The 16,590-nt window shown below is 71.2% G+C and carries 10 protein-coding genes; 4 read left to right on the forward strand and 6 right to left on the reverse strand.

The window, feature by feature from the left end:
* On the reverse strand, positions 1 to 344 hold a 344-nt coding region (locus ACFVYN_RS00445; RefSeq protein WP_389990480.1), incomplete at its 3' end, for a phytanoyl-CoA dioxygenase family protein.
* 69 nt (positions 345 to 413) lie between these two features.
* Between ACFVYN_RS00445 and ACFVYN_RS00450 the strand changes: the two genes are divergently transcribed.
* Complete coding sequence (locus ACFVYN_RS00450) at positions 414 to 1,442, forward strand: helix-turn-helix domain-containing protein (protein ID WP_389990482.1); 1,029 nt, start codon at positions 414 to 416, stop codon at positions 1,440 to 1,442.
* Positions 1,443 to 1,817: 375 nt separating this feature from the next.
* A complete protein-coding gene (locus ACFVYN_RS00455) occupies positions 1,818 to 3,758 on the forward strand; it encodes a ricin-type beta-trefoil lectin domain protein (protein WP_389990484.1) in 1,941 nt (646 codons plus the stop codon).
* Positions 3,759 to 3,764: 6 nt separating this feature from the next.
* Here the strand turns inward: ACFVYN_RS00455 and ACFVYN_RS00460 are convergent, their stop codons facing one another.
* The 3 genes from ACFVYN_RS00460 to ACFVYN_RS00470 form a co-directional block, all read right to left on the reverse strand.
* A complete protein-coding gene (locus ACFVYN_RS00460; RefSeq protein WP_389990981.1) occupies positions 3,765 to 5,021 on the reverse strand; it encodes an SLC13 family permease in 1,257 nt (418 codons plus the stop codon).
* Positions 5,022 to 5,110: 89 nt separating this feature from the next.
* Complete coding sequence (locus ACFVYN_RS00465) at positions 5,111 to 5,767, reverse strand: DUF4232 domain-containing protein (RefSeq protein ID WP_389990486.1); 657 nt, start codon at positions 5,765 to 5,767, stop codon at positions 5,111 to 5,113.
* A 94-nt stretch (positions 5,768 to 5,861) separates the two neighbouring features.
* Positions 5,862 to 8,234, reverse strand: a complete 2,373-nt coding sequence (locus ACFVYN_RS00470) for a SpoIIE family protein phosphatase (protein ID WP_389990488.1) — start codon at positions 8,232 to 8,234, stop codon at positions 5,862 to 5,864.
* 257 nt (positions 8,235 to 8,491) lie between these two features.
* Between ACFVYN_RS00470 and ACFVYN_RS00475 the strand changes: the two genes are divergently transcribed.
* Both ACFVYN_RS00475 and ACFVYN_RS00480 read left to right on the forward strand, forming a co-directional pair.
* Positions 8,492 to 11,590 carry a glycoside hydrolase family 2 TIM barrel-domain containing protein gene (locus ACFVYN_RS00475; protein ID WP_389990490.1) on the forward strand — a complete coding sequence of 1,033 codons (3,099 nt, stop codon included), beginning with the start codon at positions 8,492 to 8,494 and terminating at the stop codon, positions 11,588 to 11,590.
* Positions 11,591 to 11,737: 147 nt separating this feature from the next.
* Complete coding sequence (locus ACFVYN_RS00480) at positions 11,738 to 13,981, forward strand: glycoside hydrolase family 9 protein (RefSeq protein ID WP_389990492.1); 2,244 nt, start codon at positions 11,738 to 11,740, stop codon at positions 13,979 to 13,981.
* Here ACFVYN_RS00480 and ACFVYN_RS00485 read toward each other — a convergent pair.
* The gene (locus ACFVYN_RS00485; RefSeq protein ID WP_389990494.1) at positions 13,926 to 15,455 is read right to left on the reverse strand and encodes a cytochrome bc complex cytochrome b subunit; all 1,530 of its coding nucleotides are present in this window, start codon (positions 15,453 to 15,455) and stop codon (positions 13,926 to 13,928) included. The genes ACFVYN_RS00480 and ACFVYN_RS00485 overlap by 56 nt on opposite strands.
* Complete coding sequence (gene sigJ / locus ACFVYN_RS00490; RefSeq protein ID WP_389990496.1) at positions 15,452 to 16,366, reverse strand: RNA polymerase sigma factor SigJ; 915 nt, start codon at positions 16,364 to 16,366, stop codon at positions 15,452 to 15,454. The genes ACFVYN_RS00485 and sigJ overlap by 4 nt, the downstream gene beginning before the upstream one ends.
* Positions 16,367 to 16,590 lie beyond the last annotated feature (224 nt).

The following is a 16,590-nucleotide window of genomic DNA, read 5'->3' on the forward strand; positions in this document are numbered from 1 at the left end:
ACCCGCGCCCCCGGCGGTTTGAAGTAGAACATGCTCTGCGCGGCCAGTACCTCCTCCCCGAGCAGCGTCTCCAGCACCTCCCGCAGCCGGGCGTCCAGCAGGACCTGCAGCGCGAGGTCGTTGATCTCGTGCGGCTGCATCACCCGTGGATACCTCCGCAGCGGATCCGTCGACTCGCTCGGCGCGCTCGGCTCGAAATGCCCCGGCACCGGCCCGCCGGAGTGCAGCGCGGTGAACTCGCCGCACAGCCGGTCGATCTCGTCGCGCGCGAACAGCCCGCGGACGACCATGAAGCCGTCCTCCTGGAACTGCCGGAGCCCTGTCTCGATGCCCGTGACTGTCATGTGTCCACTCCCTGCTCGGACGTGTTCCACTCTTCACGCTAGGCCGCAGACCGTGCGAGGAGGATGCCCGTGACCGCCGACGGATTGCCCGAGACCGCTGCGTCCGGCGACCCGGGCCCGCCACCGGGCCTCGTGGTCGTCGGCCGCTACCGCGAACTCCCGGGCTACGCCGTCCAGCGACCACGCGGCGCCGACAGTTGGCTGTTCACCTGGACGGTGAGCGGCCGGGGCACCCTGCGCCAGGGCCGGACCGAGACCGGGGCGGGCGCCGGGGACCTGGTGGTGCTCGCCCCCGGCACCCCGCACCGCTACGGCGTCCAACAGGGCGCCGGACACTGGGAGTTCTGGTGGGTGCATTGCGGAGCCCGCCCGTCCTGGACCACCTGGCTGGCGCCGCACGCCAGGGGAGACGGCATGTACGTCGTCACCCCGCCCCCCGCCGACGACAGCCCGCGGGCCCGCATCGAGGCGGCCGTCGTCCCCGCGGCCCCCACCGGTGACGGTCCGTCCGCCCGCGTCAAGGCGGATGTCGTCCCCCCGACCCCCGCCGACGACGGCCCGCAGGCCCGCATCGAGGCGGCCTTCCGGCGGATGTTCGCCGACGCCCGCTGGACCGGCACCGGCACTCCACCCGACACCGCCCCGCCCGACGACCGGGCCGCCGTCGCCGTGGCGCACGGCACCACCGCCCGCGAACTCGCCCTGGGCGCACTTGAGGAGGTCGTCCTGCTCACCGCCGGCGCCGCGCTCGGGAACCGGAACGGGACCGGCGTAGACCCCCGGGTGCAGCGCGCCCAGGAGCTGATCGCGGCCGACCCAGGCGCCCCGCACACGGTCCGGTCGCTCGCCGTCCAGGTCTCCCTGTCACCGTCCCGGTTCGCCCACCTCTTCACTCAAGAGCTGGGCCGCTCGCCCATCCGGGCGCTGCGCGAGGCACGTCTCCAGCACGCCGCCCGGCTGCTGGAGAGCACCGACCTGTCCGTGGAACGCGTCGCCGCCGCCTCCGGCTTCGCCAGCCCGTTCCACTTCAACCGCGTCTTCCGCGACCGCTACGGCACACCGCCCGGGGCCTACCGGGCCGTACGGCCCAATGGTTGAGGCATGACATCATGGGTGATCCCGGACGTGCGGTGTAGTGGAGGTTCAATGGTTTCCTGGATCTCATCGCGGAGTTGACTGAATCCTGTTTCCAATTGCGAAATCAGGAGAATGGCAATCCTTACGGCGTCGGTGCTGACAAATCGTCTATCTGCGCCGGGCCAGCGGGATGTGGAAAACCGCTAGATCACTTGTTGGACGCCCTTGACCTGTGCAAAGGTGTGCCTTGTCAGCGCACAGACAATGCGCATTCATCCTGTGTGCTCTTGACCCCCTCCGTACGCCCTTCACGCTTCAAGAGAGCTGTTCCAGGCGGACGTACCCATTGGTATGGACTTTATGCAACGCAGCATGCCCTCGGGAGGAAATGCCGCCGTGAATGACGCAGGCCTGTCGAATTCCCCGTCTCCGGTTCGCCCGTACGACGTCACGGACGAGCAGCTGAGCGCCGAGCTCAAGAAGTGGAGCGGCACGACGCCGGCCCTGCAGCCCGTCGGTGAACTCCTCGACCGGCACTGGGAAGCCGCCTTCGCCTACGCGCGGCTGTGCACCGACGGTCCCCGCCCCGCGGGCATGCTCACCACGGCCGCGTTCACCCGCCTCTTCGGTGAATCCCTGCGCCACACCGGGCCGACCGCCGCATGGCGGCCCCACCTGCTCGTCACCGTCCGCCGCATCGCCGCCGAGTGGGACGCCGACGGCCGACGGGAGATGCTCCACCCCGCGCTGAGAACCGAGGCGGGCGGAGACAGGGCCGCGGCCCGTCTGCTGCCGCCCGCCGAGCGGCGTCTGCTGTCCGGTGCCTTCCAGCGGCTGCAGCAGTCCGCCCGCTGCCTGCTGTGGCACACCGAGGTCGAGGCCGAGCCGATCGGCGCCCCCGCCGCCCTCCTCGGCCTGGACGAGGAGGACGCCGGCGTCGAACTGCGCCGGGCCCGCGAGCGGCTGCGCGAGGAGTGTCTCCAGGTCCACCGCGAACTCGCCCCCGAGCAGGAGTGCCGGCACTACCTGCGACTGCTCGACGTGACCTTCCGCCGCGGCGGTGTCGACCTCGACCCCGATCTGCGCGAGCACCTGGAGCGGTGCAGGCACTGCATGCACACCGCCGACCAGCTGCACCAGTTCAACGGGCAGCTCGGCCTCGCCCTCGCCGAGGCCGTGCTCGGCTGGGGTGCCGCCGCCTACGTGCAGTCACGGATGAGCGTCGACGACGCGGGAGAGGCGGCGCGGGAGGCCCAGGAGCACGCGCCGGCCAGGGCGTTCGTGGGCGAGGCCTTCGGTGCCGCGATGCCCTTCACCGCCCCGGGCCAGACCGCCGCTTCCGGCCCCGCTCCCGGCGACCCGGCGGCCACCGCCCCCCGCTCCCGCGCCCGTGAGCGCTCGGCCTCCCACCGCTCGACCCACAAGGCCTCCCGCCGCACCTCCCGCCGCAACCTCACCGCGGCCGTCCTGACGGTGGGCGGACTCGTCGTCCTTCCCCTGGTCATGTGGTCCGCGTTCCACTCGGACGGCAACGGCCCCGCCGACGCCGCCCCCTCCGAGGTGCCCGGCACCGACACGGCCTCCGCGACCAGTGACCCGTCGTGGGCCGGCGCGAGCGAGGCACGTGAGGGCGACCTGCGGGGCCGCCTGCACAACGTCGAGTCGGGGCTGTGCGTCGGCGTCGTCGGCAAGAAGATCGCCCAGGGCGCCGAGACCGAACTCGCCGAGTGCTCCGCGGCCGAGGGCCAGCAGTGGACGTACGAGACCGACGGTCTGCTGCGCAGCGCCGCCGACCCGGACCTGTGCCTGGACTCCCGCCTCGGCTTCTCGGTGCGCCTCGCGACCTGCACGGGCACCACCGCGCCCGACACCAAGGACATCCGCTACGACTTCACCCTCCAGGGCACCCTCGTACCGCGCTGGAACCAGGACCTCGCCCTGACCCCCGCCGCCACCGACGGATCCGGCGCGCTGGTCCTGAAGAACCGCGACGACGGCCCCGCCCAGCGCTGGGTGTTCGACACCTCGAAGCCCGACGCCCAGATGCAGGCGGTCAACTGGGACGCGGACAGCAGCCCCACACCGACCCCGAAGTCCGCCCCCGCGCCCTCCAGGACCCCCGCACCGACCCCGACGGCGACCGCCACACCGACGGCCACGCCGACACCGCCGAGCAGCGCGCCCCCCGGCGGCAACTGCGCCACCAACCCGTACGCCTGCAACTGGGGCGGCCAGAACGGCGGCGCACCCGGCGGCGGGTACGGCTACCCCGGTGGCCCCGGCTACGGCTATCCCGGTGGCCCCGGCTACGGTCCCGGCTACGGAGGCGCGCGCTGACCCCGCTCAGGCTCCGACGAGCTGAAGCGAGCCCCACAGCGCCACCACGGCGGCGGCCAGCGCGGCCGGCACGGTGAGCAGGCCGAGCCGGGTGAACTCCCCGAGCCCGACCTCGTGGTCGTCGCGGTGCAGGATGCGCCGCCACAGCAGCGTGGCCAGGGACCCGGCGTAGGTGAGGTTCGGGCCGATGTTCACCCCGAGCAGCACCGCGAGGACCGCGCCGGGCCCGGCGGCGGCGGTGAGCGGCAGCAGGACCAGGACCGCGGGCAGGTTGTTGATCAGGTTCGCCAGGACGGCGGCCAGCGCGGCGATCGCCAACAGCGCCACGATCCCCGTCCCGTCGGGCAGGACGTGGCGCAGGGCGTCGGCGAGCCCGTTGTCGACGACCGCTCGCACCACGACGCCGAGGGCGAGCACGAACGCCAGGAAGGCCGGAGCCGCCGCCCGCACCACCGAGACCGGGGTCGCCTTCCTCCGCACGAGCGCGCGGCCCGCCAGCACGAGCGCCCCCGCACACGCGACCCAGGCGGGGTCGACGCCGAACGCGGAGGCCACCACGAACCCGGCCAGCGTGCAGCCGACGGTGACCAGCGCGAACAGCGGCAGCGCGGGTTCCTCCGACGCCTCGGGGGAGTGGTCGAGGACGGTGAGGTCGGTGTGGAAGAAGCGCCGGAACACCACGTACTCGACGGCGATCGCCGCCAGCCAGGGCAGCGCCATCAGCAGTGCGAACCGGGTGAAGCTCACCCCGCTCGCCTCGAAGGCCAGCAGGTTGGTGAGGTTCGACACGGGCAGCAGCAGTGAGGCCGTGTTCGACAGATGCGCGCACGCGTAGACGTGCGGTTTCGCGCGGGCGCCCATCCGGGAGGCCGTGACCAGCACCACCGGCGTCAGCAGCACCACGGTGGCGTCCAGGCTCAGTACCGCCGTGATCACCGACGCCAGCCCGAAGACGCCGGTCAGCAGCCGACCGGGCGAGCCTGCCGCGCGCCGGGCCAGCCAGGCCCCACAGGCATGGAAGAGCCCCTCGACGTCACAGAAGTGGGCGAGCACCAGCACCGCGGCCAGGAACCCGACCACCGGCCCCAGCCGTTCGGCCTCCGCCCACGCGTGGTCCGGGGAGATCGCCCCGGTCACGACCGCGAGAGCCGCCGCCGGGACCGCGACCACCGCCTCCGGCCAGCCGAAGGGGCGCAGGACCGCCCACACGAGTACGGCGACGAGCAGGGCGACGGACAGGGCTTCGGCGAGCGGGGTGTTCAGGGCGAATCCTTCGGGACGTGAGCAGATCGTGCCTGGTCATGAAACCAGGCGGGGGTAAGAAACCTGCTAGTACCCCCGGTCGCGACCGCTCAGGCCCCGGTGCCCGGACTGAAGGGGATCAGGCGCACCGACGACTCGTTGCCGGACACCGGGACCTCCCCGGACTTCCACGCCACCTTCAACGGGTCCTTCTCGTCCGGCGGGGTCACCACAAGGGCGGCAGGGGTGGCCGTGCCCGCGCCGCTGACCTCGGGGTTCGCGAAGGACAGACCGGCCCAGGCGCTCTGGCCCGGCGCGAGTTTCACGGTCTCCGGCTCCGTGGAGGAGCGCTCGGGGTCCGGGCCCAGCTGCTTGCCGGACGCGTCGACGAAGGCGGTGCCCGGATAGCCGTACAGGGTGCAGGTGCGGCTCGACCTGTTCGTCAGCACGACCGGGAAGTTCTCCTGCCCGGCGCCCGGGTCGTTGCGGCCGACGGAGGCGCTCAGCTCGGAGGTGTGGCAGCGGGTGCCACCGACCGGGGAGTGCGCTGCGGACGGGGTGAGGGAGTTGCTCACCGCGTCGGTCGCCACCCCGCTCGGCGGGCTGCTCGCGCCTTCTGTGCGGGGAACGGAGGCGGACGCGGTGGTGGCGCCGGTCGAGGGCGCCGCCGTGTCGTCGCCGCTGCCGCAGCCCGCCAGCAGGCCGAGCATCGCGACCGGACCGGCGAGCAGTGCCGCCCGCCGCACACCAAGGGACCTGTTCGTCATGTCTCCACACTCCCGGAGATTGCACCCACGCGCGCGTACGGCGCCTTCTGCCCCGTCACACAGGTCCGACGCGGCACGGCCCGCAAAGGTTCGCTCACTCCTCGTCGAAGAGCCCGATCTCTGCCCAGATCGTCTTGCCGTCGGGCGTGTGCCGACTGCCCCAGCGCTGGGTGAGCTGCGCCACCAGGAGCAGTCCCCGGCCGCCCTCGTCCCATGTCTTGGCGCGCCGCAGATGCGGGGCGGTGTGGCTGGTGTCGGAGACCTCGCAGATCAGCGTGGTCGCGTCATGGATGAGACGCAGCCGGATGGGGTGGGCGCCGTAGCGGATCGCGTTCGTGACCAGTTCGCTCGTCACCAGCTCGGCCGTGAACGACGCCTCGCTCATGTCCCAGCGGCCCAGCTGCTCCACGACCTGCTTGCGGACGGGCGCCACAAGCGCCGGGTCGGCGGGGATGTCCCAGGTCGCCACCTGGGAGGCGGGCAGCCCCAGGGTGCGGGCCAGCAGCAGGGCCACGTCGTCCGTGGAGCCGCCGGGCGGGAGCAGCGCGTGCAGCACCCGGTCGCAGCTCTCTTCCAGGGAGTCGGCGGGTACGGCCAGCGCCTCGCACAGCAGCGTGTGACTGGCGTCCACGTCCCGTTCCTGGGACTCGACAAGACCGTCCGTGAACAGGGACAGCACGGTCCCTTCGGGCAGGGCCAGCTCGGCGGACTCGAACGGCAGCCCGCCCAGGCCCAGCGCCGGCCCCGCGGGCAGGTCCACCTGGCGGGCCGGCCCGCCAGGCGTCATCATCATGGGCGCCGGATGCCCCGCCCGGGCCAGCGTGCAGCGCCGCGACACCGGGTCGTACACCGCGTACAGACAGCTGGCCCCGACCTCACCGGGACTGCCGTCGTGCCCGGCCTCCGCGGACAGCCGTACGACGAGGTCGTCGAGGTGGGTGAGCAGCTCGTCCGGGGCCAGGTCGATGTCGGCGAGCGTGCGGACGGCGGTGCGCAGCCGGCCCATCGTCGCCGAGGCCTGGATGCCGTGCCCGACCACGTCCCCGACGACCATCGCGACCCGCATGCCCGACAGCGGGATCACGTCGAACCAGTCGCCGCCCACTCCGGCGCGCGCGGCCGGAAGATAGCGGGAGGCCGCCTCCACGGCGGCGGTGCGCGGCAGGGAGCGGGGCAGCAGACTGCGCTGGAGGGTGAGGGCGGTCTCGCGCTCGCGGGAGAAGCGGCGGGCGTTGTCGATGCAGATCGCGGCGCGCGCGGTGATCTCCTCGGCCAGCAGCACGTCGTCCGGGGTGAAGGGGTCGGGCCGGCGGTACCGGGTGAGGACCGCGACCCCGAGGGTCTGGCCGCGGGCCTGGATCGGTACCGACATAGTGGAGTGGACGCCGAACTCCTTGACCCGTTCGCCGCGGGTCCTGTTCCAGTTGAGCCACTGGTCCAGGCGTCCGGACGCCACAGTGGCGACGATGGTGCGGCCCGCCACCAGGGAGTCGGCCTGCGGTGAGGTGGCGGGATACACCTCGGTGTGCCCGGGTTTCGTCACGGCCATCGGATTGCCGGGGTCCACGGAATGGTGGGCGGCGCGGCGCAGTTCGACCGGTGCCGCGAGCTCGGTCGGGGCCTCGCCGTTCTCCTGCGGGTCCAGCAGGTCGACGCTCACGAAGTCGGCGAGCGACGGGATGCACACGTCCGCCAGTTCCTGGGCCGTAAGGGTGACGTCGAGGGTCGTGCCGATCCGCACGCTCGCCTCGTTGACCAGCTGGAGCCGCTCACGGGCGAGGTAGTGCTCGGTGAAGTCGTGTCCGGTCAGACAGGCTCCCCGCACCCGTCCCGAGCCGTCGGTGAGCGGCGCGATCCGGGTCAGCATCCCGGCCGCGCGGTTGAGGCCGCTGGGACGGACGTACCCCTCGATGTCGCGTGCCCGCCCGGTCGCGAGCACGTCGGCAAGGAGTTCCTCGACCTCCGCGTTCTCCGGGCGGACGCCGATGTCCGTGATCCTCAGCCCCCTGACCTCGTGGTCGGGCAGGTCGATCAGTTCGGCCATCCGGTCGTTGATCCACCGCAGGCGCAGCCGCTCGTCGCAGACCAGCATGGGACAGGGAGACTGTTCCAGCGCGGCCGCGGTCACCACGTCGTCCGGCGGATCGAGCTCCGCGTGGTCGGGCCGGACGACGACGCGCCAGTCGGCCCGGTCTCCTCGCTGCGGCCTGCGCAGGGCGAGCAGGTGGGCGGAGACCGTGCGACCGTCCCGGTGCCGCAGAGTGAGATCGCCGCTCCAGCGCGGGCCGACGAGGGCGGCCATCGAATCCGGCTCGGCCAGCAGGGCCGCGGCGGGGCGGCCCAGCACCTCGTGGGCCTCGTACCCCAGCAGCCGCCGGGCACCGACGCCCCATCTGGCCACAGCCCCCCGGTCGTCGATGACGGCCCGAGCGGTCGAGGCATCGTCGAACGGATCCACCGGCCTCATCGTCGCCACTCCATCACGCCTACGCACAGTGATCAGGTGCGTAAATGGAGTCCCAGCCTAGTGCGTCCCGCCCGCCGGTGAACGCCGATCCCACCTGTACGAGGCGGTGGCGCGCGGTGGCGAATGGGCCGTCCGAGAGGACGGCCGGACAGAAGGCGCTTTCCGCACCCTTGACGGACCTGAGTGGCACGTCATCAGATTCTGTGTGTTCACGATCAGTTGTGAGTACTTCTGGGCCCTGATGAGGGAGAGCCGCCATGACCGTCACGCGCAGATCGGTTCTGCTCGCTTCCACGGCCGCCCCGGCCGCGGGAGCGCTCCTGGCCACCCCGGTGGCCCAGGCCGCCGAGTCAGCCAAGAACGCGTCCGGCCGCCGCACGGTCGCGCTGCGCGACGGCTGGCGTTTCGCGCTGGTCGATCCGGGCGGGATCACCGACCCGACGGGGCAGTACGCGGACGCCGCCGCCCCCGGCTACGACGACTCGGGGTGGCGCGAGATTGCCGTCCCGCACGACTGGAGCATCGAACTCGCCCCGACCACACAGCACGGCACCACCAGCGGCACCGGCTTCTTCCCCGGCGGCCTGGGCTGGTACCGCCTCGCCTTCACCCTGCCGCCCGCCCTCGCCGGCAAGCGGATATCGGTGGAGTTCGACGGTGTCTACATGGACTCCTACGTCTACTGCAACGGCACCGAGGCCGGCCACCACCCCTACGGCTACACCGGCTTCGCCCTCGACCTCACCGACCTGCTCCACACCGACGGCACCACCGAGAACGTGATCGCGGTCAAGGTGCAGAACCGGCTTCCCAGCAGCCGCTGGTACTCGGGCAGCGGCATCTACCGCGAGGCCCGCCTGGTCGTCACCGAGGCGGTGCACGTGGAGCGCTGGGGCACTCGCGTCACGACCCCGGAGATCACCGGGGAGCGGGGCCTGGTCCGGGTGGCGACATCCGTGGTGAACGCGTCCGGCACCGCCACCGACGTCGAGGTCGTCAGCCGGATCGTCGATCCCCGCGGCCGTACGGTCGCCCGTACGTCCTCCACGGCCGCCGTCACCGACAAGGCCACCGAGACCCACGAACTCACGGTTCCCGAGCCGAAGCTGTGGGACCTGGAGACACCGCACCACCGCTACACCGTGCGGACCGACCTGCGGGTCGGCGGCACCACGACCGACACCTACAGCACCCCCTTCGGCTTCCGCACCTTCCGCTTCGACCCCGACGAGGGCTTCCACCTCAACGGCACCCCTCACAAGATCAGGGGCGTCGATCTCCATCACGACCTGGGCGCCCTCGGCGCGGCCGTGAGCATCGACGCGATCCGCCGGCAGATGACCCTCATGAAGTCGATGGGCGTCAACGCCTTCCGCACCTCCCACAACCCGCCCTCCCCGGAGATGATCCAGGTGTGCGAGGAACTGGGCCTCGTCATGCTCGTGGAGGCCTTCGACTGCTGGAAGACTCCCAAGACGCGCTATGACTACGGCCGGTTCTTCGACGAGTGGTGCGAGCGGGACGCGACCGAGATGGTCCTCGCGGCCCGCAACTCGCCCGCGGTGCTGCTGTGGTCGATCGGCAACGAGATCCCCGACTCCACGTCCACCGCCGGGCTCGCCATGGCCGACCGGATCATCGCCGCGATCAAGGCCGTGGACGACACCCGCCCGCTGATCATCGGATCGGACAAGTACCGCCGTCTGCCCGCCACGGGCTCGGCGGCCGATCTGATGCTGGCCAAGCTGGACGGCCTCGGGCTGAACTACAACACCGCCAAATCGGTGGACCAACTGCACGCCGCCTACCCGCACCTCTTCCTCTTCGAGTCCGAGTCGTCGTCCGAGACCTCGACGCGGGGCGCCTACCAGGAGCCGGAGCACCTCAACACCGGCGAGAACCACTCCCCGGGCAGGCGGGAGACCTCGTCGTACGACAACAACCTCGCCTCCTGGACCATGAGCGGCGAATACGGCCACAAGAAGGACCGGGACCGCAAGTGGTTCGCCGGGCAGTTCCTCTGGTCCGGCATCGACTACATCGGCGAGCCCACGCCGTACGACGTCTTCCCGGTGAAGGCGTCCTTCTTCGGCGCGGTCGACACGGCCGGCTTCCCGAAGGACATGTACCACCTCTTCCGCAGCCAGTGGACCGACGAGCCGATGGTCCACCTGGTGCCGATGACGTGGAACCACCAGAAGGGCGACACGGTCGAGGTGTGGGCGTACGCCAACGTCCCCGAGGTCGAGCTGTTCCTCGACGGCAGGTCCCTGGGCACCCGGACCTTCGACACCAAGAAGACCACCGACGGCCGGGCGTACCTGGAGACCACGGAAGCCACCGGCGACGACAAGACCTTCACCGACGGCCCCTACCCCGGCAGCTACATCAGCCCGAACGGCAGCGCGGGCAAGCTCCATCTGACGTGGAAAGTGCCGTACGCGCCGGGCGAGTTGAAGGCGGTGGCGAGGAGGAACGGCAAGACCGTCGCCACCGACGTACTGCGCACGGCAGGGCAGCCGCACGCCGTCCGTCTCACCGCCGACCGCACCTCGCTCGCCGCGGACGGCCGTTCACTGGTCTTCGTCACCGCGGACGTCGTCGACGCCCGGGGAGTGGTCGTGCCCGATGCCGAGCACCTGATCTCCTTCGCGGTCACCGGCGGCTCGCTCGCCGGGCTCGACAACGGCCGCCAGGAGAGCGCCGAGCGCTATCAGGCGAGCACCCGCACCGCCTTCCACGGCAAGGCCCTCGCGATCGTGCGGGCCGGCACGAAGCCGGGAGTGCTGAGGGTGACGGCGAGCGCGGAGGGACTGCGGGCGGGTACCGCGAAGGTGCGCACCACCCCGGCCCGGTCGGCCGCCCTCACCGAGCCGACCGTCTTCACCCCCGATCACCCGGCACCCCTCAACTACCCCTACGCGGAAGCCAGTTACTCCGGCCGACCGGACACCCTCCCGGCCGCGATGCTCGACGGCGACCCCGTCACCGGCTGGTCCAACGCCTTCAGCAAGGCGGCCACCGCTCTCCTGCCCGCCTTCAGCGGCGCGCGGACCGAGGACTGGGTCTCCGTGGACTTCGGACGGATCCGCACCTTCGACCGGGCGGAGATCTCCTTCACCGTGAGCGCGGCCCACAGCTTGCCCGCGGCGGTGGAGGCCGCGGTGTGGGACGGGAAGCGGTATGTGCCGGTCGAGGGTGCCTCCGTCGCCTGGGCCACCGCCTCCGGCGAACCGAGCGTGATCACCTTCGACGCTGTCCGCGGCTCCCGGCTCCGGCTCACGCTGACCAGCGCCTATCCGGGCGAGACCAGGGGAGCGGTACGCATCAGCAGGCTGGAGGTCCCGGGGAGCTGACCCGCGCCGGCAGCGGTCCGGACGGGAAACCAGTCCCGTCCGGACCGTTGACGGGGTGTCATGCCTGCAACAAACATGGCCTGCGACCGTCAGTTGGGAGCGCTCCCATTTTGGGCGCCGCCCGTACCTCCCCCGAGGAGTCCGGACGTGAACAGACGCAGAACCGCCCTGTTGTCCCTGACCGCCCTGCTGGGGGCGGCACTTGTCGCCTCGCCCACGTCTCCGGCCGCCGCCGACGAGGTGGAGCAGCTCAAGAACGGCACCTTCGACACCACCACCGCGCCCTGGTGGGCGAGCAGCAACGTCACCGCGGGGGTGTCCGACGGACAGCTCTGCGCGGACGTGCCGGGCGGCACCGCCAACCGCTGGGACGCCGCCGTCGGCCAGAACGACGTCACCCTGGTGAAGGGGGAGTCGTACAGGTTCTCCTTCACCGCGAAGGGGTCGCCCGAAGGGCACGTCGTGCGGGCCATCGTGGGACTGCAGGTGGCGCCCTACGACACCTACTTCGAGGTGAGCCCGCAGCTGAGCGTCTCCGGGAACTCCTACTCCTACACGTTCACCTCGCCCGTCGACACCGCCCAGGGCCAGGTCGGCCTCCAACTCGGCGGCAGCGCCGACCCGTTCCGCTTCTGCATGGACAACGCCTCCCTGCTGGGCGGGGTCCCGCCCGAGGTGTACGAGCCGGACACCGGACCGCGCGTGCGCGTCAACCAGGTCGCCTATCTGCCCGCCGGGCCGAAGAACGCCACCCTGGTCACCGACGCGACGACGAAACTGCCCTGGCAGCTCAAGAGCGCCTCCGGTGCCGTCGTCGCCCACGGCTCGACCGTGCCGCGCGGCATCGACGCCTCCTCCGGGCAGAACGTCCACTCGATCGACTTCGGCGCCTACAAGAAGCGCGGTGAGGGCCTCACCCTGGTCGCGGACGGCGAGACCAGCCGCCCCTTCGACATCGGCACGAGCGCCTACGAGCAGCTTCGCCTCGACGCCGCGAAGTACTACTACACCCAGCGCAGCGGCATCGCGATCCGCGACGACCTGCGCCCGGGCTACGGCCGCCCCGCCGGTCACGTCAACGTGGCCCCCAACCAGGGCGACAAGAACGTGCCCTGCCAGCCGGGGGTGTGCGACTACACCCTCGACGTCTCCGGCGGCTGGTACGACGCCGGCGACCACGGCAAGTACGTCGTCAACGGCGGCATCTCCACCTGGGAGCTGCTGAGCACCTACGAGCGTGAACTGCTGGCCCGCACCGGGCAGCCCGCCAAGCTCGGCGACGGCACCCTCGCCATCCCCGAGAGCGGCAACAAGGTGCCCGACATCCTCGACGAGGCCCGCTGGGAACTGGAGTTCCTGCTGAAGATGCAGGTGCCGGACGGGCAGCCGCTGGCCGGGATGGCCCACCACAAGGTCCACGACGAGCAGTGGACCGGCCTGCCGCTCCTGCCGAGCGACGACCCGCAGAAGCGTGAACTGCACCCGGCGTCCACCGCGGCGACCCTGAACCTGGCCGCGACCGCCGCACAGGCCGCCCGCCTGTACAAGCCGTACGACAAGGCGTTCGCGGCGAAGGCCCTGGCGGCCGCCCGTAAGGCCTGGACCGCGGCGCTCGCCCACCCCGACCTGTACGCCTCGGAGAGCGACGGCACCGGAGGCGGCACCTACGCCGACAGCAACGTCACCGACGAGTTCTACTGGGCCGCGGCCGAGCTGTACCTCACCACGGGGGAGAAGGCCTTCCAGGACCACGTGCTCGCCTCACCGCTGCACACCGCCGACATCTTCAGCCCCGTCGGCTACGACTGGGCCCGCACCGCCGCCGCGGCCCGTCTCGACCTGGCGACCGTGCCGAGCAAGCTGCCCGGCCGCGACAAGGTCCGGCAGTCGGTGGTCAAGGGCGCCGACCGCTACCTGGCCACGCTGAAGGCCCACCCGTACGGCCTGCCGTACGCCCCGGAGGGCAACCTCTACGACTGGGGCTCCAACCACCAGATCCTGCACAACGGGATCGTCATCGCCACCGCCTACGACATCACCGGCGCCACGAAGTACCGGGACGGCGCGCTCCAGGGCATCGACTACATCTTCGGCCGCAACGCGCTCAACATCTCGTACGTCACCGGCTACGGCGAGGTCAACTCCCACAACCAGCACGCCCGTTGGTACGCTCACCAGCTCGACCCGAACATGCCCAACCCGCCGAAGGGCACCCTGGCGGGCGGGGCGAACTCGGGCATCCAGGACCCCTACGCGCAGAGCAAACTCCAGGGCTGCGTCGGCCAGTTCTGCTACATCGACGACATCCAGTCCTGGTCGACCAACGAGCACACCATCAACTGGAACTCCGCTCTGACCCGGATGGCGTCCTTCGTGGCGGATCAAGGCTGACCCTCGCGTGCTCCACCAGCTCACCGGGCCGTTCGTGCGCGGTGAGCGTGTGGAGCCGGGCCTGATCGAGCGGCTGGTGCACCTCGACGTACTCACCGTGCGGCAGCCGCTTGATCACACCGGTCTCTCGGCCGTGCAACACCAGCTCCCGGTCCCGGAGTTGAAGCCCCAGGCAGATGCGCCGGGTGGCGACGAAGACGACCGCCGGGACCACGAACATCCCGATCCGCACGGCCCAGGTGACCGTGTTGATCGACAGGTGCAGCCGGGTGGCCACGATGTCGTTGCCGCCGCCCGCGAGCAGGATCAGATACAGGCTGATCCAGGACGCGCCGATCGCCGTACGGACCGGACGGTTGCGCGGGCGGTCCAGGAGGTGGTGCTCCCGCCTGTCCTTGGTGAACCGGGCCTCCAGGAACGGATACACGCCGATGAAGACCAGGAGGAGCGGGAAGATCAGGACCGGGATCAGGACCCCGAGCACCAGCGTGTGGCCCCACAGAGTGACCTCCCAGCCCGGCATCACCCGCACCAGGCCCTCCGCGAACCCCAGGTACCAGTCGGGCTGGGCGCCCGTGGAGACCTGGTCGGCGCGGTAGGGGCCGTACGACCAGACCGGGTTGACGGACGCCACCGCCGCGATGAGCGTGAGCGCCCCGAACACCAGGAAGAAGAACCCGCCCGCCTTCGCCAGGTACACCGGGAAGAACGGCGTCCCCACCACGTTGCGTTCGGTCTTTCCGGGCCCCGCGAACTGGGTGTGCTTGTGGTACACGACCAGGATCAGGTGGGCCACCACGAGGGCCGCCATGATGCCGGGGATCACCAGGATGTGCAGCGAGTAGAAGCGGGCCACGATGTCATGGCCGGGGAACTCGCCGCCGAACAGGAACAGCGCGAGATACGTCCCCACGATCGGCACCGACACGGTGGCGCCGTAGACGAACCTCATGCCCGTGCCCGACAGCAGGTCGTCCGGCAGCGAGTAGCCGAAGAGACCCTCGAACAGGCCGAGGAACAGCAGCGCCCAGCCGAACAGCCAGTTCACCTCGCGCGGCCTGCGGAACGAACCGGTGAAGAAGTGCCGCATCATGTGCGTGAGCATCGCGGCCACGAACACCAGCGCCGACCAGTGGTGCAGCTGCCGGATCAGCAGGCCGCCGCGCACGTCGAAGCTGATGTGCAGCGTCGAGGCGTAGGCCTCCGACATGCTTACGCCGTTCAGGGGCGTGTAACTGCCGTGGTACGTCAGCTCGTTCATCGACGGGTGGAAGAACAGCGTCAGCCACACACCGGTCAGGATCAGCACGACGAAGCTGTACAGGCAGATCTCGCCGAGCAGGAAGGACCAGTGGTCCGGGAAGACCTTGCGCAGATACTTGGCGCCGAGTGTGCGGGTGCCGAGCCGTCCGTCGAGCCAGCCGGACAGCCGCTCGCCCTTCCCCGGCCCGGTCGGGAGTTCCGTGCGCGTCACGCCTCCTCCTTCTGCACATGCGTGAGCTTGTCGGGATTGCTGACGACGTAGAGGGCCGAGACCTGGTCGCCGTCCGGGGTGAGGTCGAGGACGATCACCGCGTACGGCGCGTCGTCCTGGAACAGCACGGCCGCGTCGTCGCCGTTGACCCGGCGGTGGCGCAGCTCCAGCGGGTGTGTCTGCGTCGAGCCACGCCTCGCGTATCCGGTGAGCAGCCGTACGGCCTTGTCGCGGCCGTGCACCGGGCGCAGCGGCGACGGCCGGCGCTTGCCGCCGCCGTCCGTCCACACCGTGACGTCCGGCGCAAGGATCTCCATCAGCTCCGCGATGTCCCCGCCGACAGCAGCCCGCACGAAACGTTCCGTCGCCTCCCGGCGGACCCGGGGATGCGCCTCGTACAGCGGACGGCGGGCGTGCACATGGGCCCGCGCGCGGTGCGCCACCTGCCGTACGGCGGCCGGGGTGCGGTCCAGGATGTCCGCGATCTCGGTGTGGGCGTACCCGAAGACCTCGTGCAGCACGAACACCGCGCGTTCCAGCGGGGACAGCGACTCCAGGACCACCAGCAACGCCAGCGACACGGACTCGGTCCGCAGCGCGGGGTCGTCGGCGCCGTTCTCCTCGGCGACCAGGGGTTCGGGCAGCCACGGGCCGACGTAGGTCTCCCGGCGGCGGCTGACCACGGCCCGCCGCTGGAGCGCGTGGTTGACGGCGATCCGGACCAGATAGGCACGGGGGTTGTCGACGCCGCCCACGCCCCGGCGCGACCACGACAGCCAGGTGTCCTGGAGGACGTCCTCGGTGTCGGCGACGCTGCCCAGCATGTTGTAGACGACGCCGAACAACAGCTCCCGGTGTTCGACGAAGACACCGGTCGCCGCCTCGGTGTCGGGAAGGGGGATCTCGGACATCGCGTGTGGCCTCCCAGTAGCGCGCGCTCACTACTGCGAGGCCGTCGGGCCCCGAAATGTGACATCGGCCAGCCGGAATGTGACCCACGCCTCACCTAGGTCGTTCGTGTCCCGCGGTGTGACGCAGCCGGGTGACCGGTGCCGGTGCCGATCGAGACCACGAACGCGACCGGGCCGGGCCCGTGGGCTGGGCCGGGCGGCCGTGAACGCCGTCATCGAGTCGG

Source organism: Streptomyces sp. NPDC058307, from assembly GCF_042880295.1.
In the GTDB taxonomy this organism is placed as follows: domain Bacteria; phylum Actinomycetota; class Actinomycetes; order Streptomycetales; family Streptomycetaceae; genus Streptomyces.